This is a genomic window from Paenibacillus xylanilyticus (assembly GCF_013359935.1).
GTDB classification, from domain to species: domain Bacteria; phylum Bacillota; class Bacilli; order Paenibacillales; family Paenibacillaceae; genus Paenibacillus; species Paenibacillus xylanilyticus.
This window is the reverse complement of sequence record NZ_JABMCB010000149.1, coordinates 13,174-30,274: the sequence shown is the minus strand read 5'-3', so window position 1 is coordinate 30,274 and position 17,101 is coordinate 13,174. Positions and strand designations below refer to the sequence as shown.

The window sequence follows — 17,101 nt, the reverse complement described above, 5'->3', positions numbered from 1 at the left end:
AGGATCATGGTGAACATATGCCGAAAGGAGGACGCCACCTTTGTTGAATCAACCTTATGGTTTACGGTTCGATATTTATGAGCGCGTTCATTTGTCCGAGGGAGTCCCTGCCATTGAGGAACTGGAGGAAATTGAGTTATACCCGCGCATTCAAGTCATCGGTCAGGATGATCATGCAACGCTGCGAGGCCATCTTTTGCTTACAGGTGCATACCGGGGAGAGAACGAGATCTCGGAGGAGCTGAAGCATTTTATTCCGGTTGAAATCACGGTTCCCCTGAATCGGGTAAGATCACTTGAGGATATTTCGATTGAGATTGAAAATTTTGATGTGGATTTGTTATCCAGCCGCAGTCTGAATATTACGGGGGTATTGTCACTGCGTGGCATAGAGGGTTTTCCTGTGGAAGAGACTCAGGCCTGGTCAGCAGACGAGTTTACTGTCGTACATTCACCTGATCCGCAGCAGGGTAACCGAACCCCTGAAGAAGAGTTAACGGATGTTGGTTTGAACACCTTTGCACAGGAGTATTTGCTTCAACGTAGTGAAGAGGAAGGTCTTTCCATAGCTGCTGAATCTCTGTATGCGGCGGAAGAATCTAACCATTTGCTGCAACCTGCTGACGAAAATATTCGTTATGAAGCAGACACCCAGTCGGAATCCCAGATAAACCCTGCACCTGAACAGCTCTATGCTGAGATGAATGAAGATCCCTATGAAGAGGAAAGTCAGAACAGACCCCCTGCTGACGAAGATTATCCATCCTTAATCACTCAAGACGATGAATTGGCCGAGAATGAGGTGTCCAGCTCGCCTTCGCCCGTCTCTTCTTTTATGGCGGAGACTGCTGACAGGCTTGCTTCTTATCCGGAGTCAGAGCCTTTGCTCCCCCTCGCCGAAGATTCGTCGTCTGTCTGGTCCGAGCCTTCCGTGGAGACCTTACATACAAACACGGGGCTGAACCAACAAACTTCGGAAGATTCAGCCACCTCGAATGTTTGGAATTTTGAGTCCCGATCGATCTCCCAGCAGGAAGATCAACCTGCGGCTGAAGTTCCGGCAGAAAATTGGCAGGATGTATTCGCCGCGTCTGAACCTGAAACTGCTGAGGTTGAGAGACCTTCTTCGCTGGAAGCAGGGAGTGCAGATGAGGCCGTGGAGTCTGCCTCGTTTATTCCAGAACCTGTGGCTGAGACGGAAGACAAGCCGGAGCTCAAAGTGGCTTTTGGCAGCAAGAAGGCATCTTCATCAAGACAGGAAGAAGGGGTAGGCATCTCCTCCCTGTTGTCTTCGGGCAGATCCGTGCGCGATGCTGAATCGGATCGGGAGGACGAGTCGGTCGCGGGTACCAGTCAGGAAGAACCCTATCAGGCTGATGATGTTCAATGGAAGAACCTGTTTCTGGGTACGATCGTCGATCAGACGCCATTCCGCAAAGTGAAATTGTGCATTGTTCAGCGTGAAGAGACACTGGATACCATTGCTGACCGTTATCAATTGAGTACCCGGGAACTCCAGTTATACAATCGTTTGTCCGAACAGGTTGTTGAAGAAGGGCAGATTTTATACATCCCCTGACCTCTGACCTGTGAAATAACGATCCGCACTGACCCGCAAACCGATCAGGATTGCGGGTTTTTGCAGCTTTTTGGTTCTGCACCCAAGCCTGCCGCCTGTTTCCGCTGTTGTCAGGTTGACTATCGGGCACGGTCAGGGTATGATGTGTTTAGGTTTTTTGAAGAACAACGTGGAACGGGAGTAGTAGACAGCATGGCCTTTCAGAGAGCGGGATTGCAGCGCTGAGAAATTCCGCAGGAACCAACTGATCGAAGTCGCCCGGGAGTTGCCTGTTTGAATATGAGGAATAATGAAGCAAGTACTTGTGATTTGTTCCTGAAGTAGGATGGGCCGGTAGCAGCCGTTATCTGCTTGAAGTGTCACGTGAGGCCCCAGAAAGGCATGTATCTTCTTTCTGTCTGCGTGAAACAAAGGTGGTACCGCGAAAGCTAACCTTTCGTCCTTTGATGGATGAAAGGTTTTTTTGTTTTTTGGCGATGATGATTAAGTAACGGAGGAATGACACATGTCTGAAGAAAAAAAATCAGCTGCAACTGAAATGCCGACGACGTATGACCCGAAAGCTGCGGAGCAAAAATGGTACTCCACCTGGACAGAGCGTGGGTATTTCAGGGCTGGGCAGCGCAAGGATGCTGAGCCGTATACCATTGTAATTCCACCCCCGAACGTAACCGGAATGCTTCATATCGGTCATGCACTTGATTTCACATTACAGGATATCCTGATTCGGACCAAGCGGATGCAGGGCTATGATGCGCTGTGGCTTCCAGGTTCCGACCATGCAGGGATTGCTACCCAAACCAAAGTGGAGCAGAAACTGCGTGAAGAAGGCTTAACCCGCTATGATCTGGGGCGCGAGAAGTTCCTGGATAAAGTATGGGACTGGAAAGAACAATACGCGACAACGATCCGTCAGCAGTGGGGTAAAATGGGCTTGTCGCTTGATTATTCACGTGAACGCTTTACGCTCGACGAAGGGCTTTCCCAAGCGGTGCGCAAGGTGTTTGTTCAACTGTATGAAAAAGGCCTCATTTATAGAGGTAAACGAATTATCAACTGGGACCCGGTAAACCGTACTGCATTGTCTGATATTGAGGTTGAATACAAAGAGGTTCAGGGACACCTGTATCATCTGAAATATCCACTCAAAGACGGAAGCGGACACGTAACAGTGGCGACCACTCGTCCGGAGACGATGCTGGGCGATACTGCGGTTGCAGTTCATCCGAAGGATGAGCGCTATGCAGACATGATTGGCAAAACGCTGATCCTGCCGATCATTGGCCGTGAGATTCCGGTTATCGCAGATGACTACGTGGATAAAGAATTCGGAAGCGGTGCTGTAAAAATTACACCTGCACATGATCCGAATGACTTCGAAGTGGGTCTTCGTCATAATCTGCCTCAGATCACAGTGATGGATGAGACAGGTACCATGAATGCCGAGGCTGGCAAATACCAGGGTCTGGACCGCAGCGACTGCCGTAAGCAGATTGTAGCAGATCTGCAGGAACAGGGCGTATTGATCAGCATTGAGGATCACACGCACCAAGTTGGACACAGCGAGCGGACAGGAGCTGTCGTTGAGCCATATTTGTCCACACAATGGTTTGTTGAGATGAAGCCTCTGGCAGAAAGAGCCATCCAAAAACAGCAAAACGGTGATGGTGTAAACTTTGTTCCGGATCGTTTTGAGAAAACATATTTGAACTGGATCGAAAATGTCCGTGACTGGTGTATCTCCCGCCAGTTGTGGTGGGGACATCGAATTCCTGCCTGGTACGACGACGAGACGGGTGAAATTATTGTATCCGCTGAAGATCCAACCACGCTGCCGGAATACGCTGGTCGCAAGCTGAGACAGGATGAAGATGTACTGGATACGTGGTTCAGTTCGGCATTGTGGCCTTTCTCCACACTCGGCTGGCCGGAAGATGCAGAGGATCTGAAACGGTATTATCCGACAAGCGTGCTTGTAACCGGATATGACATCATATACTTCTGGGTTGCACGGATGATCTTCACTGCTCTGGAGTTCACGGACGAAATTCCATTTAAAGATGTCCTGATGCATGGTCTTGTTCGCGATGCAGACGGACGCAAAATGTCCAAATCACTCGGTAATGGTGTGGATCCGCTGGATGTTATTGAGAAATATGGTGCAGATGCGATGCGCTACATGATTTCCACCAGCAGCACGCCAGGCCAAGATCTTCGTTTCCGCTGGGAGCGGGTAGAACAGGCACGCAACTTTGCGAATAAAATCTGGAACGCATCACGCTTTGCACTGATGAATCTGGAAGGTTTCACATACGAAGATCGCGACATTAGTGGAGAGCTTGGAACAGCGGATTATTGGATTTTGCACCGACTGAACGAAACTTCCCGCGATATTACGCGTCTAATCGAAGCATACGAATTTGGAGAAACAGGACGCTTGCTGTACAACTTTATCTGGGATGACCTCTGTGACTGGTATATTGAATTTGCCAAGTTGTCCTTCTACGGTGAAGATCCGGTTGCCAAGAAAAAAACACAATCGGTACTGGCTTACGTCCTGGATCACACCATGCGCCTGATTCACCCGTTCATGCCATACATTTCGGAAGAAATCTGGCAGCACCTGCCTCATGATGGCGAGACGATTACACTTGCTTCCTGGCCAGTGTATGATCCTGCGCTGGAGAATACGGAAGCCGTTGCTGAGATGAACCTGCTCATGGATACCATTCGTGCCGTACGGAACATCCGTGCAGAAGTGAACGTGCCAATGAGCAAAAAGATTGAATTGATGGTAAAAGCGAACAGCGCCGAGACATTCAGCATCATCGAACGCAACAGCCATTACATCCAACGATTCTGCAATACATCCGAGTTCGACAGCGGACTTGATCTGAGTTCACCGGACAAGGCAATGAGTGCTGTGATTACGGGGGCTGAACTGTACTTGCCGCTGGCAGGACTGATTGATATTGAGCAGGAAGTGGCTCGCCTGGAGAAAGAGTTGCAGAACCTTGAAGGCGAAGTACTCCGTGTAGAGAAAAAACTGGCAAACGAAGGCTTCGTGGCCAAGGCACCAGCCAAGGTTATTGAGGAAGAACGTGCCAAACAAGCGGATTATTCGGATAAACGGGATAAAGTCATTGCCCGGATCAAGGAACTGAAAGGTTAATATTTCTGGGTCGGATGGAGAGGAACATGCCATCCGGCCGATTTTTTCAATCAAACTCGGGACCGAAGGTGAAACCTATGACGGAACTTAATGGCACGGGTACTATTGCCCCTCTGCATACGTATGACGAGGCTGTGGACTGGATCAATGGCCTTATTCCTTTTGGCATCAGACCCGGATTGGAACGAATCATGGAGTTGATGTCACTGCTGGGCAATCCTCATCAACGTCTCAAATTTATTCATGTCGCGGGAACGAACGGTAAAGGTTCGACTTGCGCTTTTTTGACGTCAGTGCTGCTTCAGGCGGGATACGATGTCGGCACGTTTACATCTCCGTATATCACGAAATTCACGAATCGTTTTCAGTACAACGGTGAGGATATTCCGGAAGAGACGCTGCTGAAGCTGGCGAATCGACTTCATCCTTTGGTCACAGATATGGCTTCCACTTCCCAAGGGTCACCTACCATGTTCGAAGTGTCTACGGCACTTGCACTACTCTACTATGCAGAAGAGTGTTATCCGGATGTCGTAGTATGGGAGACTGGACTGGGGGGAAGGATGGACGTAACGAATATCGTTACACCTGTGGTTTCGGTGATTACCAATATCGGTATGGATCATACGGATGTTTTGGGAGACACCATTGAAGCGATCGCGGGAGAAAAAGCGGGCATTATCAAACCAGGCGTACCTGTTGTCACCTGTGTCACGCAGCCGGAGGCGGTGAAGGTGATTCAGGAAAAGGCACACCAGCTCCGATCAACCGTGTATTTGTCAGGAGAACAATTTTCTTACCATAGACTGAATAGCGATGAGAATGGTCAATCTTTTCATTTTACAGGGCCGTTCCGTGAGCTGGATGTTCGGATTCGCATGCAGGGCATACATCAAATTGATAATGCTGCGTGTGCTCTTATGGTGCTTGAATTGCTCAGGCAATACATGGCGTTTATGCTGGATGACAGAGATATTGCACTTGGACTGGAGCATGCCTTTTGGGCTGGCCGGTTCGAGAAGGTTGTGGATGAGCCCCGAATTGTACTGGATGGAGCGCATAATCCGGAAGGGGCAGAATCACTGGCCAAGAGCATTATCGACGTATATCCTCACAACAAGTTAAATTTGATGATGGGCATGCTGGCGAATAAGCATCACGAAGCGTATTTGCAGCATATACTGCCACTAGTGGATACGCTGATCCTGACCGAGCCAGATTTTCGACGCAAGATGGATGCAGCCGAGTTGCTGCAGATCGTCGAGCGGGTACGTCCCGCCATTGCGAAGCAGGATCTGGAAATCATCGTCGAGCCCGATTGGGCGAAGGCACTTGATCTATTGAAGTCACGGACGGAAGCGGAAGATCTGGGGGTGGTGTCCGGCACATTGTATCTCATTGCGGATGTGCGGGCAGCCCTTTTGCATCAAACCGATTCTGAAAAAGGTTGGTGAAAGTTTTGTTAAATACATCAGAACACGTTCATTTTATAGGGATTGGCGGATATGGCATGAGTGCCATCGCAAGAGTTATGCTGGAGATGGGATACACCGTTACCGGATCGGATGTCGCTTCACAGGAGTTGACCGAGAAGCTGGCAGCCAAGGGAGCGAAAATATATATCGGGCACACGGCAGAACATGTAAATGGAGCAGATCTCGTGGTCTACTCTACGGCGGCTCCGGCGGATAATGTGGAGCGTGTGGCAGCTGAGCAGCTTAATATCCCGATTCTTCACCGTGCGCAAATGCTGGCGCGCTTGTTGAACGAACGCAAGGGTGTGGCGGTTGCTGGTGCCCATGGTAAAACGACAACATCTTCCATGATTGCACTTGTCATGGACAAATGCGATACAGACCCGACCTATATCATTGGTGGGGAGATCATGAATCTGGGCACCAATGCCAAGGCAGGTCAAGGTGACTGGGTTGTTGCCGAGGCGGATGAGAGCGATGGATCGTTTTTGCAATACCATCCATGGCTTGGTATTGTAACCAACATTGAAGCGGATCATTTGGAGAATTACAACAGTGACTTTGAGGAACTCAAAAAGGCGTATGTTCAATTTTTGAGCCAAATTCGTCCGGAGGGAACAGCGATTGTCTGTGCGGATGATGAGAACATTCAGAGCATTTTGCCTGAACTGAAATCTCGAATCACGACGTACGGTATTGATCAGAAGGCTGACTATATGGCATCGGATATCGTGTTAGGTGATCGCCGGATCTCCTTCACGATGAGCCATCAGGGTACCGCTCTGGGAACGGTAGAGCTCTCTGTTCCGGGTAAACATAATGTTTATAACGCAATGGCTACGGTAATTACCTGTCTGGAAGCGGGCATTCCGTTCGAGAAGATCACGGCAGCCATTATCCAGTTCCATGGGGCCAAACGCAGATTCCAGGTACTTGGTGAAGCACAGGATATTCTGGTTATCGATGATTATGCACATCACCCGACTGAAATCGAGGCGACCATCAGTGCAGCGAAAGCGACAGGGAAACGTATTATTGCAGTGTTCCAGCCGCAGCGATACACCCGTACCTTTTTCCTGCTGGATGCGTTTAGTCGTGCTTTCGCGGAGGCAGATGAGGTGCTGATTACCGACATTTACTCCCCGGCCGGCGAAAAACAGATTGAAGGTGTGCACTCCGCCAAACTGGTTGAACTGATTGTTCAGAACAGTAATGCGGCTGCTCGCTATCTTCCTACCAAGGAAGAAGTTGTAGCTGATTTGCAGAATCGTCTACAGCCAGGAGACCTTGTACTCACCATGGGTGCGGGGGATATTTGGAAAGTTGGCGATACGCTCGCCAAAGGCTTGAAATAAATCATGGTACTGACCCGCTTGTCCTCGTATGGAGGCAGGCGGGTTTTTGAATTCCCGGAATCTTTCATTGTCTCCAGTCATATAGTTGATATAAATGGAACAAAGGAGAGGGTACGGGGTGAGCAATGCTAGAATGACATTTCGTTTTGGGGAGAACGAGTCGGACAAGCCGAATTACAAGGAGGAGAAGGTGGTCGGAGCCTTTCCTTCCTTGACGGATGAGATTTCACAGAGTTCGGCGCGGATGGATAGCACACCTTCCTGGACACCGGAAAATATCCCTGGAGATTGGGGAGAGATAACATTGCCAGGGACAAGCTTGCTAGAATCGGAGTCTGATCAGAAAAAGGATAAAAACTCGGAGCTGATGCAGCCGCAGTATGTCTATTCGGACCGTGTTATAGATCCCGGGGAAAATGAGAGGGAGCTTACTGATGACAGCAGCTATGAGGGCCACGATTGGATGGCGGATCGTGATCACTACTCGTATAAGCGAAATCGTCCTCCAAGAGGCTGGAAGATGATTGGTTCAGTCACGGGAGCTCTGGTAACCGGCGCTCTTTTCGGTATGGTCATTCTCTCCTTTTTTAATCGGGAAGGAACAGATCCGGGGGTCCTTCCTCAAACCAATCAACCGGTATCGAGTGTAACGGGAGTACAAGGCGCAGCAGGGACGGAGCAGCAGGTTCAGTCGGTGTTGAATGGGGGCAGCTACTATGCGCTACAGTATGGCGTGTTTAGTTCACCTGAACGTGCTGAACAGGCCAAGCTTGAGCTCTCGCAGGCAGGGATTGCCGCGGGAACGGATCCGGATGATGGGAATCGGGTGTATGCAGGCATATCCGCTGACCGAGAGGAAGCTAAACTGCTTAGCTCCCGTCTTAAGTCTGAGGGAGTTGAGCTGTATGTCAAAGAAATTGCATATCCCGCAGTAAACTCCGCTGCTCTGGGCATGAACCAGGAAGATGTTCAGCTGTTTTTCAGCAGCAGTGCGACACTGGTGGAACAACTGTCGACACTGTCGATCGGGCAGCTCGGACAGGTGACTCCTGAGCCTGTGCCTGCTGAAACAATGACGACTTTACAGAATCAGCACCAATCCTGGCTAACAGGTGTAGGGAAACTTTCAGCAGAAGTGGGACAGGAGGCGGAGCCCATCGTTTCGGCTATGAAAAAATCGATGAACAGCGCAATTACAGCAGTTGCTGAATATAACAAAAATCCCTCCAATGTGCACATGTGGTCCGTCCAATCCGATCTGATGGATTATGTCTTACAGCAGAAAAAATGGCTTGAGGGGATAAAGCAATAAGTTTTCCTTCCCCTAACACTGCCCCGAAATCCCTGTCCGGCAAGGAACTGGAAATAGTTCCCCTTGCCGGATTTGTGTTTGTATTGACGTACAAAACCCCGTATAATAATGTGGGTGTCAAAAAATGGCGAGGGAAGATAACCGATGAAAAAAAACTTCGGCATGTTATTGCTGTTTCTGCTGCTCGGCTGGATGGCCGGAGCGTGGATCGCCAAGGCACTGCAGCCGGTAAAGGCTGTTGCCATTCTAACCAAAGCCACGACCATACGTTGGTCACCGCAGGCTGATCTGGACATTATCAGTTATGACATTTCATTTCAATTTCAAATGAGCCTTCTCAGTCTGATCGGCATTATTGCCGCTGTATGGCTGTATCGCAGACTGTAGGAGTATGACGATTTTTGACGAAGAAACTAAACGTATGACATCTATTTATCGTGATTAGGACGGATGTCGCCGTAGCATAAGGAGCCGTTCATTTTGAATAGATCACAATCGCGCCCGATTATTCTGGCTTCCACTTCGCCACGGCGCAAAGACCTGATTGCTTCACTCCAATTAGCTTTCAAAGTAATACCAAGCCACGCGGATGAAGATACACCGCCGGAATGGACTCCAGAGCAAACTGTTCAGGAACTCGCCATGCGCAAAGCAATGGCAGTCTATCGTGGCCTTGAGGGTCTTGAACAGGACGCTGTCATTGTGGGCAGTGACACGATTGTTGTACTGGATGGAGACATTCTGGGCAAACCCGTGGATCAACAGGACGCTGAGCGTATGTTAGCAAGGCTTCAGGGACGTACACATCGTGTGTTCACTGGAGTGGCTTGCATTGATGCCGGAAATGGAAAATCCGTTGTGCATTATCGGCAGACGGATGTAACGATGAAGGAGCTGTCCGAGGCTACGATTCGTGCGTATGTTCAGACAGGAGAGCCTATGGACAAAGCCGGATCGTACGCAATTCAAGGAATTGGCGCTTCACTGGTAGACCGCATTGAAGGATGCTACTTTAATGTGGTGGGCTTGCCTCTTTCCCTGCTGAGTGACATGCTGGATGGATTCGGAGTCCATGTGCTGCCGCGAACTTGATTTTGGGAAATGACGATGTGAAAAGAGGGAGTATATGGAGTCGCCTCAGTACATGATGCGCGACATCCCCCATGAAGAACGCCCGAGAGAACGCATGATGGAATATGGGGCGGGCGCCTTAAGCCATGCAGAACTGCTGGCTATTTTACTTCGGACGGGTACAAGGCAGGAATCAGCAGTGCACATGGCACAGCGTATTCTGAGCGAAGCGGGTGACATTCGTTCGCTGATGGATATGAGTCTGAACGAGTTGACAGCAATGAAAGGGATCGGTATGGCCAAGGCGGTCCAGCTCAAGGCTGGCATTGAACTTGGTCACCGGATTGCGAAGAGCAGACGGGTACAGTCCTCTTCAATCCGTACACCTCGTGATGCAGCAGACATTCTGCTCGAACAGCTTCGTTACTTGCAGAAGGAGCACTTTGTGTGCCTTTTCCTGAATAGCAAAAACCATATTATTGCCCAGGAAACACTCTCCATGGGCAGCCTTAACGCTTCGATTGTACATCCACGTGAAGTGTTTCGTGCTGCCATCAAATGCAGCAGTGCCTCGATCGTATGTGCACACAACCACCCGAGTGGTGATCCTACACCTAGTCCTGAGGATATCCAAATAACCAAGAGACTGATCGAAGCTGGTTCAATCGTTGGCATAGATGTGCTGGATCATATCATTATCGGCGACGGAACATACGTAAGTTTGAAGGAGAAGGGCTTAGTATAATATAATGGTTGGCGTTGATGTTTTCCTATGAATATTGACGGCGTTGTCCGTAGAAGATAGGTTCACTTTACAGATGCAGCAAATATAAATGAATGATGAACCCTGCAGGATTGCAGCGGAAATGAAAATGAAACGCTCTGAACGTTGATGGAGCGGCTATATGAGGCAGAAAAGGAGATTACGTTATGTTTGGTGGTTTTACGAAAGATTTGGGTATTGACTTGGGGACAGCGAATACACTGGTTTATGTACGTGGAAAAGGAATTGTGGTGCGGGAGCCTTCGGTTGTTGCCCTGCGAACAGATACGAAAAGCATTGAGGCTGTTGGGGAATCTGCAAAAAAAATGATCGGACGTACACCTGGTAACATTCGTGCCATTCGTCCAATGAAGGACGGCGTTATTGCTGATTTTGATACAACGGCAACGATGATCAAATACTTTATTCGCCAGGCGCAAAAACAGCGCTCGATGTTCCAACGTCATCCGAACGTTATGGTATGCGTACCATCCGGAATTACAGCGGTAGAACAGCGTGCGGTTGAAGATGCAACGAAACAGGCCGGCGCGCGTGAAGCCTACACGATTGAAGAGCCATTTGCAGCAGCCATTGGTGCAGATCTTCCAGTATGGGAACCAACAGGCAGCATGGTTGTGGACATTGGCGGCGGTACGACAGAAGTGGCTGTCATTTCCCTCGGCGGGATCGTAACAAGTCGTTCGGTTCGTGTAGCTGGTGATGAAATGGACGAATCAATCATTCAGTACATTAAACGTCAGTACAACCTAATGATCGGTGAGCGTACATCTGAACAATTGAAAATGGAAATCGGATCAGCTATGCCACTGGAACAAGTGGAGACGATGGAAATTCGCGGCCGCGATCTCGTAACAGGTCTGCCTAAGACCATCACAATCACATCGGATGAAATCAGCGAAGCTCTGGCAGATACGGTAAATGCTATTGTTGAAGCTGTTAAGGTTACTTTGGAAAAATGTCCTCCTGAGCTTGCAGCAGATATTATGGACCGCGGTATCGTGTTGACTGGAGGCGGTGCATTGCTCCGCAATTTGGACAAGCTGCTGGCTGGTGAGACAGGCATGCCGGTCATCGTAGCGGAAAATCCACTCGATTGTGTAGCAATCGGAACAGGTAAAGCTCTTGAGAACATCCATTTGTTCAAAAGCAGAAGCAGTTCGGCAGTTCGTTCCAAACGTTAATCCGGCACTGATCGCTTAATCACGTTTGACTTGAGCGGCAGTAACCAACGAAGAGGACCCGACCTCAGTCGGGAGAGCTATTACCCGCATACCCGGGGAGATCAGCGAATATTCTCGAAGGGACTATCAGTCTGCACGTCTCCCCGCCGGGCATAGCTCGGAAGAGAATATGGATGTTAGAGGGTGTTCGAACTGTTTAAGCTGCTGGGCAACAAAAGACTTTTTGTTTTGCTGGTGGGCCTTGTTACATTTATCGCGTTGATGGGCTTTACGCTCGGTCCGCGAACCGCTCTATCCTGGCCGGAAAAATTCCTGAAGGATTCAGTCGGATTTGTACAATATGTATTTTACAAGCCCGCTTCTGCTGTAGCGGGCTTTTTCAAAGATGTGGCGAACATGCGTGCGGTTTATGAAGAGAATGAAGAGTTGCGAATTGCGATGGGGCATTATACCCGTGATCGATTGAAGTATAACGAGATGGAAAAAACAAATGATCGTTATAAGGATTTGCTTAAATTTACGGCTGAGCAGAGAAATCGGTACAACTATGAGTATCGTATTGCTCAGGTCATCAGTGCGAATTCGGATCCCAATAGCAGAACGATCAATATTGATATTGGGGAGAATGCGGATATTAAGCCAGGCATGGCTGTCACTTCCCAGGAAGGTCTGGTTGGTGTGATCAGTCACGTTAGTGCTTATACATCAACGGTAAACCTGCTAACCTCGATGGATGCCAACGATCCGAATTCCAATGCCATCGCAGCTACAGCGGTGGGCAAGGAAGACACCGTTTTCGGTATGATCGAGAGCTTTGATCCCAAGACAGGCATGTTCAAAATGACCAAGATTTCGGAAGAATCTGATATCAAAGAAGGCGACGAAATTATCTCATCCGGCATTATCAATAATTTTCCGAAGTATATGCGAATCGGGAAAGTGAAGAATATTGAAGTCGGCGAATATGGGCTCACTCGCACAGCAACGATCGAACCGTATGCAAGCTTCTTGGATTGGAAAGAGCTGATGGTGGTTATTCCTCCCGAGGTGAAGGAGTAATGGTGACGCGCAAGCAAGTCTTGTTCCTGTTGCTGTTCATTTTGTTTATCGCCGAAGGAACTATTCTTCCATTGCTTATTCCATCTGCCTGGCAACTGCGAATTTCAGCAAACCTCGTTTACATTGTAATTTTGTTTATCGCTGTGTATCATCATCGCCATACTGCGCTGGTGCTCGGCATATTTTTTGGACTGCTCCATGACGTTGTATTCTATGGGGAGATGATCGGACCTTACGGCTTTGCGATGGGGTTATCTGCTTATATGATGGGACTCATATTCCAGGCACCGCGGGCACCGCTTCCGGTTATGGTATCGGTTGTCATTCTGGGGAGTCTGCTCAATGACACCATGTTGTTCTTTTTGTATAAGCTTTTCCGTCTGAATCATGTGACATTTGACTGGGCGCTGCTGGAATACATGATACCCAATTTGTTCATTCATTTCGTGTTTGCCCTGATCATTTATACTCCACTTCGGAAGCAGTTGGAGCGTATTGGCAAGAGAAAGAGCAAAGTGCAGGAGGCATCCTGATACATTTGTTGGAGCGGAAAGCAGGAACTTGGGGGCCCGGGCACGAAATGTAATGAGATGGGAGGGACAGGCTTATGACGGTAAAATCGAATCACGTAACGATTAAAGGCATCCGAGACGGCTTGGTTTTCCTGTTGGACGATCAATGTGAATTCGAGGAATTGCTCTATGAGCTCCGCTATAAGCTGGAACACAGCCATCAAAATATTTTGACCGGACCGATTGTTCATGTGGATATCAAGCTGGGCAGCCGTGAAGTAACAGAGGACCAAAAAGAAGCGATACTGGACATATTGAAGCAAAAAGGGAATCTGCTCATTCGCTCCATCGATTCACCAGCCCTTAAACCCGAGGTTAAAGGGCCACCGCCGATTGTTACAATGTGCGGCATGGTGCGTTCAGGTCAGGTGCTTCATCACGAAGGAAATCTCCTGTTTCTTGGGGATATCAATCCGGGGGGCACGGTGACGTGTACCGGAGATATATATGTTTTGGGTTCACTCAGAGGCATGGCTCACGCTGGGATCGGCGGGGACGAAGAGTCAATTATTGCTGCATCGGTGTTTGCACCGACACAGCTCCGAATCGCTGATATCATCAGCCGTCCTCCTGATGAATGGGAGAGCCGGGATACCGGGATGGAATTTGCTTATTTACAGGACAATCAGATGCAGATCGACAAGATGAGCAATATCGTCCGGTTGCGCCGAGATTTTAATGTGTTTAAAGGAGTGTAGCTCATGGGAGAGGCGATCGTGATCACTTCGGGTAAAGGCGGCGTTGGTAAAACAACCACCTCAGCAAACATCGGAACAGCGCTGGCGCTGCTCGGAAAAAAAGTTTGTCTGGTAGATACCGATATCGGCCTTCGCAATCTGGATGTCGTGATGGGACTCGAGAACAGGATCATTTACGATCTGTGTGATGTAGCAGACGGCCGCTGCCGTCTGAACCAGGCGTTGGTAAAAGACAAACGCTTCGAAGAATTATATATGCTGCCTGCGGCTCAAACAAGAGACAAAAACTCTGTATCACCGGAGCAGGTCAAGGATATCATCCTTGAATTAAAAAAGGATTTTGAATATGTTATTATCGATTGTCCTGCCGGAATCGAACAGGGATTCAAAAATGCGGTAGCCGGAGCGGATCAGGCAATCGTAGTGACTACACCGGAGAATGCCGCTGTGCGTGATGCGGATCGGGTCATCGGTTTACTTGAAAGCTCACATATCCAATCGCCGAAGCTTGTTGTAAACCGTATTCGGAACAACATGGTCAAATCGGGTGACATGCTTGATATTGATGGTATTTTGCAAGTCCTTAATATTGATCTGGTTGGAATTGTTCCAGATGACGAACTCGTCATCAAGGCGGCCAACTCTGGAGAGCCTACGGTAATGAATCCGGACTCACTTGCAGCCATTGCATATCGGAACATTGCCCGTCGTATTCTGGGAGACACGGTTCCACTAATGCAGTTGGAGCAGAAAAAAGGCGCCTTTTCACGCTTTAAGAAGTTTTTTGGCATGGGTTAATCCGGTCGCCTTCATAACGTTATTTCCTTTCAGCCGCGGCCTTTAGCCCGGCTTTTTTATATTTTGGCACAAAACTGAAATATCCTTATACTTTTTCTTTGCAGCGGACTCCTTCGACAGGTTAAGGTTAACCTCATTCGGTGGGGTTATTTTGCTTCGACCCTGGTGCTTGTTCATATTATGAAGGGGGCCTTCATAGGATGTATTAAACAAGCCTCGGCGGGAGGATATTCCATGAATACGAAACTTCGAATCAAGCAGAGAAGAGAAGAACGCATTCGGCGATTGCTGGATGGTGCTGCGATGGAGATCATGCAGGAAGCGGGCTCTGGGCCAGGCAAGAAGGGTTCTGAGAGCCAAGTTCCCCATTCTTCTTTTGATATACAGGGTCCAGTACGAAGTGTAGGGTCTCTAGTGGGGGAGCAAGAGAGGGATCCGGAATGGCTGTGGAAAAAGGAGAACGGGCGTTACGTTCCAGGTGGGCATGTACGATTTAACTTGACGAAATCTTTTGTGCGAAGAACAGTAGTTAGTGCGTTGATTTTCGGTGCAGTGTGGGGCCTGTTTCAACTAAATTCGTCATGGACAGCTTCCCCGAAAACGGCAATTGCAGATGCACTACATCGGGATATGGATTTTGCCTCGGCAGCTCTCTGGTATGAACGGCATTTTGGCGGCACACCGTCATTTCTGCCCGTATTGGGTAATACAACAGATGCTGCTAATGGTTCGGGAGTACGCTCCTTGCTGGATAAACCCATCTCGGGAACGGTCGTTCAGCCTTTTGCGCTGAGCATGAAGGGCATAGAGATTGTTCCGGAAGCAGAGGGGACGGGAATGGTTCAGGTAGTCAGTTCGGATGCGGGGCGAGTTATGCAAGTTCTTGGTGATTCAGAGAGTGGTATAACCGTAGTCATCCAACATACAGGAAATCTGACTGCGATATACGGCCGTCTGAACGAGAGTGAAGTGGACGTGAATGATTGGGTAGAAGCGGGAAGTGCCGTAGGGAGCCTCAAGGCGACCGGTGGGGAACAGCCAGCCACGTTATATTTTGCTGTAAAAGAAGGCGAGGAGTACGTAGACCCTGCGGAAGTGGTTGCCCTTGATTAGGCTATGGGGTGTACGCATTTCGCTGCATCCGTTTTTTGTCATTATCATGCTGGCTTCCCTGGCTACGGGTCACTTTATCGAGCTTATCACCCTGTTTTCGATCGTATTTATTCATGAATGTGGACATGCTGCGGCGGCAGCCCTTCTGGGCTGCCGTGTCCTGTCGATTCAGATGCTTCCTTTTGGAGGCGTGGCTGTCATTGAAGATGGAGGCACTCTCACCGCTGGCCGGGAGATTTTGATTGCGCTAGCTGGCCCCCTGCAAAATATATTGATGGTTGGAATCACCTTGCTGCTGCAATATGCCAATCTGGGAGATCCGGTGTTCTTGGCGTACATCATTCAAGGGAATCTGATGATCGCTCTGTTTAACCTGCTGCCGGTGCTGCCACTGGATGGCGGAAAAATTGTACAGGCCCTTGTCAGTCTGATTGCTCCCTACTATACCACTTTAATGTGGACCTACCGGATTAGTATCCTGTGCAGTGCAGGTGTTATTTTGTTTGCCATCAGCAAATGGATTACCGGAGACTACGGGCTACCGTTAAATGTGTTGTTGATTGGTCTTTTTCTGTTCTATTCCAACGTAACTGATTACCGCAACGTGCCCTACCGTTTTATCCGCTTTTTGATGAACCGGGAAGGTGCATTTGCCCATCACGCGGCTACAGGCAGTTTGGCACAGCCGATAATCTCATTTCCGGCGAAACCTTTGGACACTATTTTGCGTCTATTAAAGAGAGAGAGATATCATATGGTATATGTGATGAACAGACAGGGACGGATTATGGCCGTATTGCCAGAACAACGCATTATCGGTTCTTACTTCAAACAGAACACGGATAAACTGTAACAAGGTTGGTGGACTCGTCCTAAATTGGGGTAATACATATACAATGAGTATTGCGTAATGCAAAGATATAGAATGGATG

The 17,101-nt window shown here is 48.9% G+C and carries 15 protein-coding genes and 1 other annotated feature; all 15 genes read left to right on the top strand.

Going from position 1 to position 17,101, the window contains the following annotated elements; all coding sequences use genetic code 11:
• Nucleotides 1-40: 40 nt before the first annotated feature.
• The 15 genes from HP552_RS34845 (at nt 41) to HP552_RS04270 (ending at nt 17,022) form a co-directional block, all read left to right on the top strand.
• Nucleotides 41-1,579, top strand: a complete 1,539-nt coding sequence (locus HP552_RS34845) for a LysM peptidoglycan-binding domain-containing protein (protein WP_246310753.1) — start codon at nt 41-43, stop codon at nt 1,577-1,579.
• Nucleotides 1,580-1,740: 161 nt separating this feature from the next.
• Nucleotides 1,741-2,026, top strand: a binding site (T-box leader).
• A gap of 58 nt (nt 2,027-2,084) precedes the next feature.
• Complete coding sequence (locus HP552_RS04335; RefSeq protein ID WP_175394396.1) at nt 2,085-4,751, top strand: valine--tRNA ligase; 2,667 nt, start codon at nt 2,085-2,087, stop codon at nt 4,749-4,751.
• 77 nt (nt 4,752-4,828) lie between these two features.
• Complete coding sequence (locus HP552_RS04330; RefSeq protein WP_175394395.1) at nt 4,829-6,205, top strand: bifunctional folylpolyglutamate synthase/dihydrofolate synthase; 1,377 nt, start codon at nt 4,829-4,831, stop codon at nt 6,203-6,205.
• A gap of 5 nt (nt 6,206-6,210) precedes the next feature.
• Nucleotides 6,211-7,581 carry a UDP-N-acetylmuramate--L-alanine ligase gene (gene murC, locus HP552_RS04325; protein ID WP_175394394.1) on the top strand — a complete coding sequence of 457 codons (1,371 nt, stop codon included), beginning with the start codon at nt 6,211-6,213 and terminating at the stop codon, nt 7,579-7,581.
• A gap of 118 nt (nt 7,582-7,699) precedes the next feature.
• The gene (locus tag HP552_RS35555; protein ID WP_175394393.1) at nt 7,700-8,893 is read left to right on the top strand and encodes an SPOR domain-containing protein; all 1,194 of its coding nucleotides are present in this window, start codon (nt 7,700-7,702) and stop codon (nt 8,891-8,893) included.
• Nucleotides 8,894-9,037: 144 nt separating this feature from the next.
• The gene (locus HP552_RS04315) at nt 9,038-9,280 is read left to right on the top strand and encodes a DUF4321 domain-containing protein (RefSeq protein WP_175394392.1); all 243 of its coding nucleotides are present in this window, start codon (nt 9,038-9,040) and stop codon (nt 9,278-9,280) included.
• 93 nt (nt 9,281-9,373) lie between these two features.
• Nucleotides 9,374-9,985, top strand: coding sequence for a Maf family protein (locus tag HP552_RS04310; protein ID WP_175394391.1), 612 nt, complete (start codon nt 9,374-9,376; stop codon nt 9,983-9,985).
• Nucleotides 9,986-10,019: 34 nt separating this feature from the next.
• The gene (gene radC / locus HP552_RS04305) at nt 10,020-10,709 is read left to right on the top strand and encodes a RadC family protein (protein WP_175394390.1); all 690 of its coding nucleotides are present in this window, start codon (nt 10,020-10,022) and stop codon (nt 10,707-10,709) included.
• A 185-nt stretch (nt 10,710-10,894) separates the two neighbouring features.
• Nucleotides 10,895-11,929, top strand: coding sequence for a rod shape-determining protein (locus tag HP552_RS04300; protein ID WP_095293312.1), 1,035 nt, complete (start codon nt 10,895-10,897; stop codon nt 11,927-11,929).
• A 183-nt stretch (nt 11,930-12,112) separates the two neighbouring features.
• Nucleotides 12,113-12,988 carry a rod shape-determining protein MreC gene (gene mreC / locus HP552_RS04295; RefSeq protein ID WP_175394389.1) on the top strand — a complete coding sequence of 292 codons (876 nt, stop codon included), beginning with the start codon at nt 12,113-12,115 and terminating at the stop codon, nt 12,986-12,988.
• Nucleotides 12,988-13,521, top strand: coding sequence for a rod shape-determining protein MreD (gene mreD / locus HP552_RS04290; RefSeq protein ID WP_175394388.1), 534 nt, complete (start codon nt 12,988-12,990; stop codon nt 13,519-13,521). Before mreC ends, mreD begins: the two co-directional genes overlap by 1 nt.
• 74 nt (nt 13,522-13,595) lie before the next feature.
• Nucleotides 13,596-14,258, top strand: a complete 663-nt coding sequence (gene minC / locus HP552_RS04285) for a septum site-determining protein MinC (RefSeq protein ID WP_175394387.1) — start codon at nt 13,596-13,598, stop codon at nt 14,256-14,258.
• 3 nt (nt 14,259-14,261) lie between these two features.
• Entirely contained in the window at nt 14,262-15,056 is a 795-nt protein-coding gene (gene minD, locus HP552_RS04280; RefSeq protein ID WP_175394386.1) for a septum site-determining protein MinD, read from the top strand.
• 234 nt (nt 15,057-15,290) lie between these two features.
• Nucleotides 15,291-16,169 carry a M23 family metallopeptidase gene (locus HP552_RS04275; RefSeq protein ID WP_175394385.1) on the top strand — a complete coding sequence of 293 codons (879 nt, stop codon included), beginning with the start codon at nt 15,291-15,293 and terminating at the stop codon, nt 16,167-16,169.
• Nucleotides 16,162-17,022, top strand: coding sequence for a M50 family metallopeptidase (locus HP552_RS04270; protein WP_175394384.1), 861 nt, complete (start codon nt 16,162-16,164; stop codon nt 17,020-17,022). Before HP552_RS04275 ends, HP552_RS04270 begins: the two co-directional genes overlap by 8 nt.
• Nucleotides 17,023-17,101: the final 79 nt, after the last annotated feature.

Bases quoted from the DNA above. Each gene is read 5' to 3' on its own strand.
- HP552_RS04330 (WP_175394395.1), top strand. From the start codon at position 4,829: ATGACGGAACTTAATGGCACGGGTACTATTGCCCCTCTGCATACGTAT.
- HP552_RS04275 (WP_175394385.1), top strand. From the start codon at position 15,291: ATGAATACGAAACTTCGAATCAAGCAGAGAAGAGAAGAACGCATTCGG.
- HP552_RS04335 (WP_175394396.1), top strand. From the start codon at position 2,085: ATGTCTGAAGAAAAAAAATCAGCTGCAACTGAAATGCCGACGACGTAT.
- HP552_RS04300 (WP_095293312.1), top strand. From the start codon at position 10,895: ATGTTTGGTGGTTTTACGAAAGATTTGGGTATTGACTTGGGGACAGCG.
- mreD (WP_175394388.1), top strand. From the start codon at position 12,988: ATGGTGACGCGCAAGCAAGTCTTGTTCCTGTTGCTGTTCATTTTGTTT.
- HP552_RS04315 (WP_175394392.1), top strand. From the start codon at position 9,038: ATGAAAAAAAACTTCGGCATGTTATTGCTGTTTCTGCTGCTCGGCTGG.
- radC (WP_175394390.1), top strand. From the start codon at position 10,020: ATGGAGTCGCCTCAGTACATGATGCGCGACATCCCCCATGAAGAACGC.
- minD (WP_175394386.1), top strand. From the start codon at position 14,262: ATGGGAGAGGCGATCGTGATCACTTCGGGTAAAGGCGGCGTTGGTAAA.
- minC (WP_175394387.1), top strand. From the start codon at position 13,596: ATGACGGTAAAATCGAATCACGTAACGATTAAAGGCATCCGAGACGGC.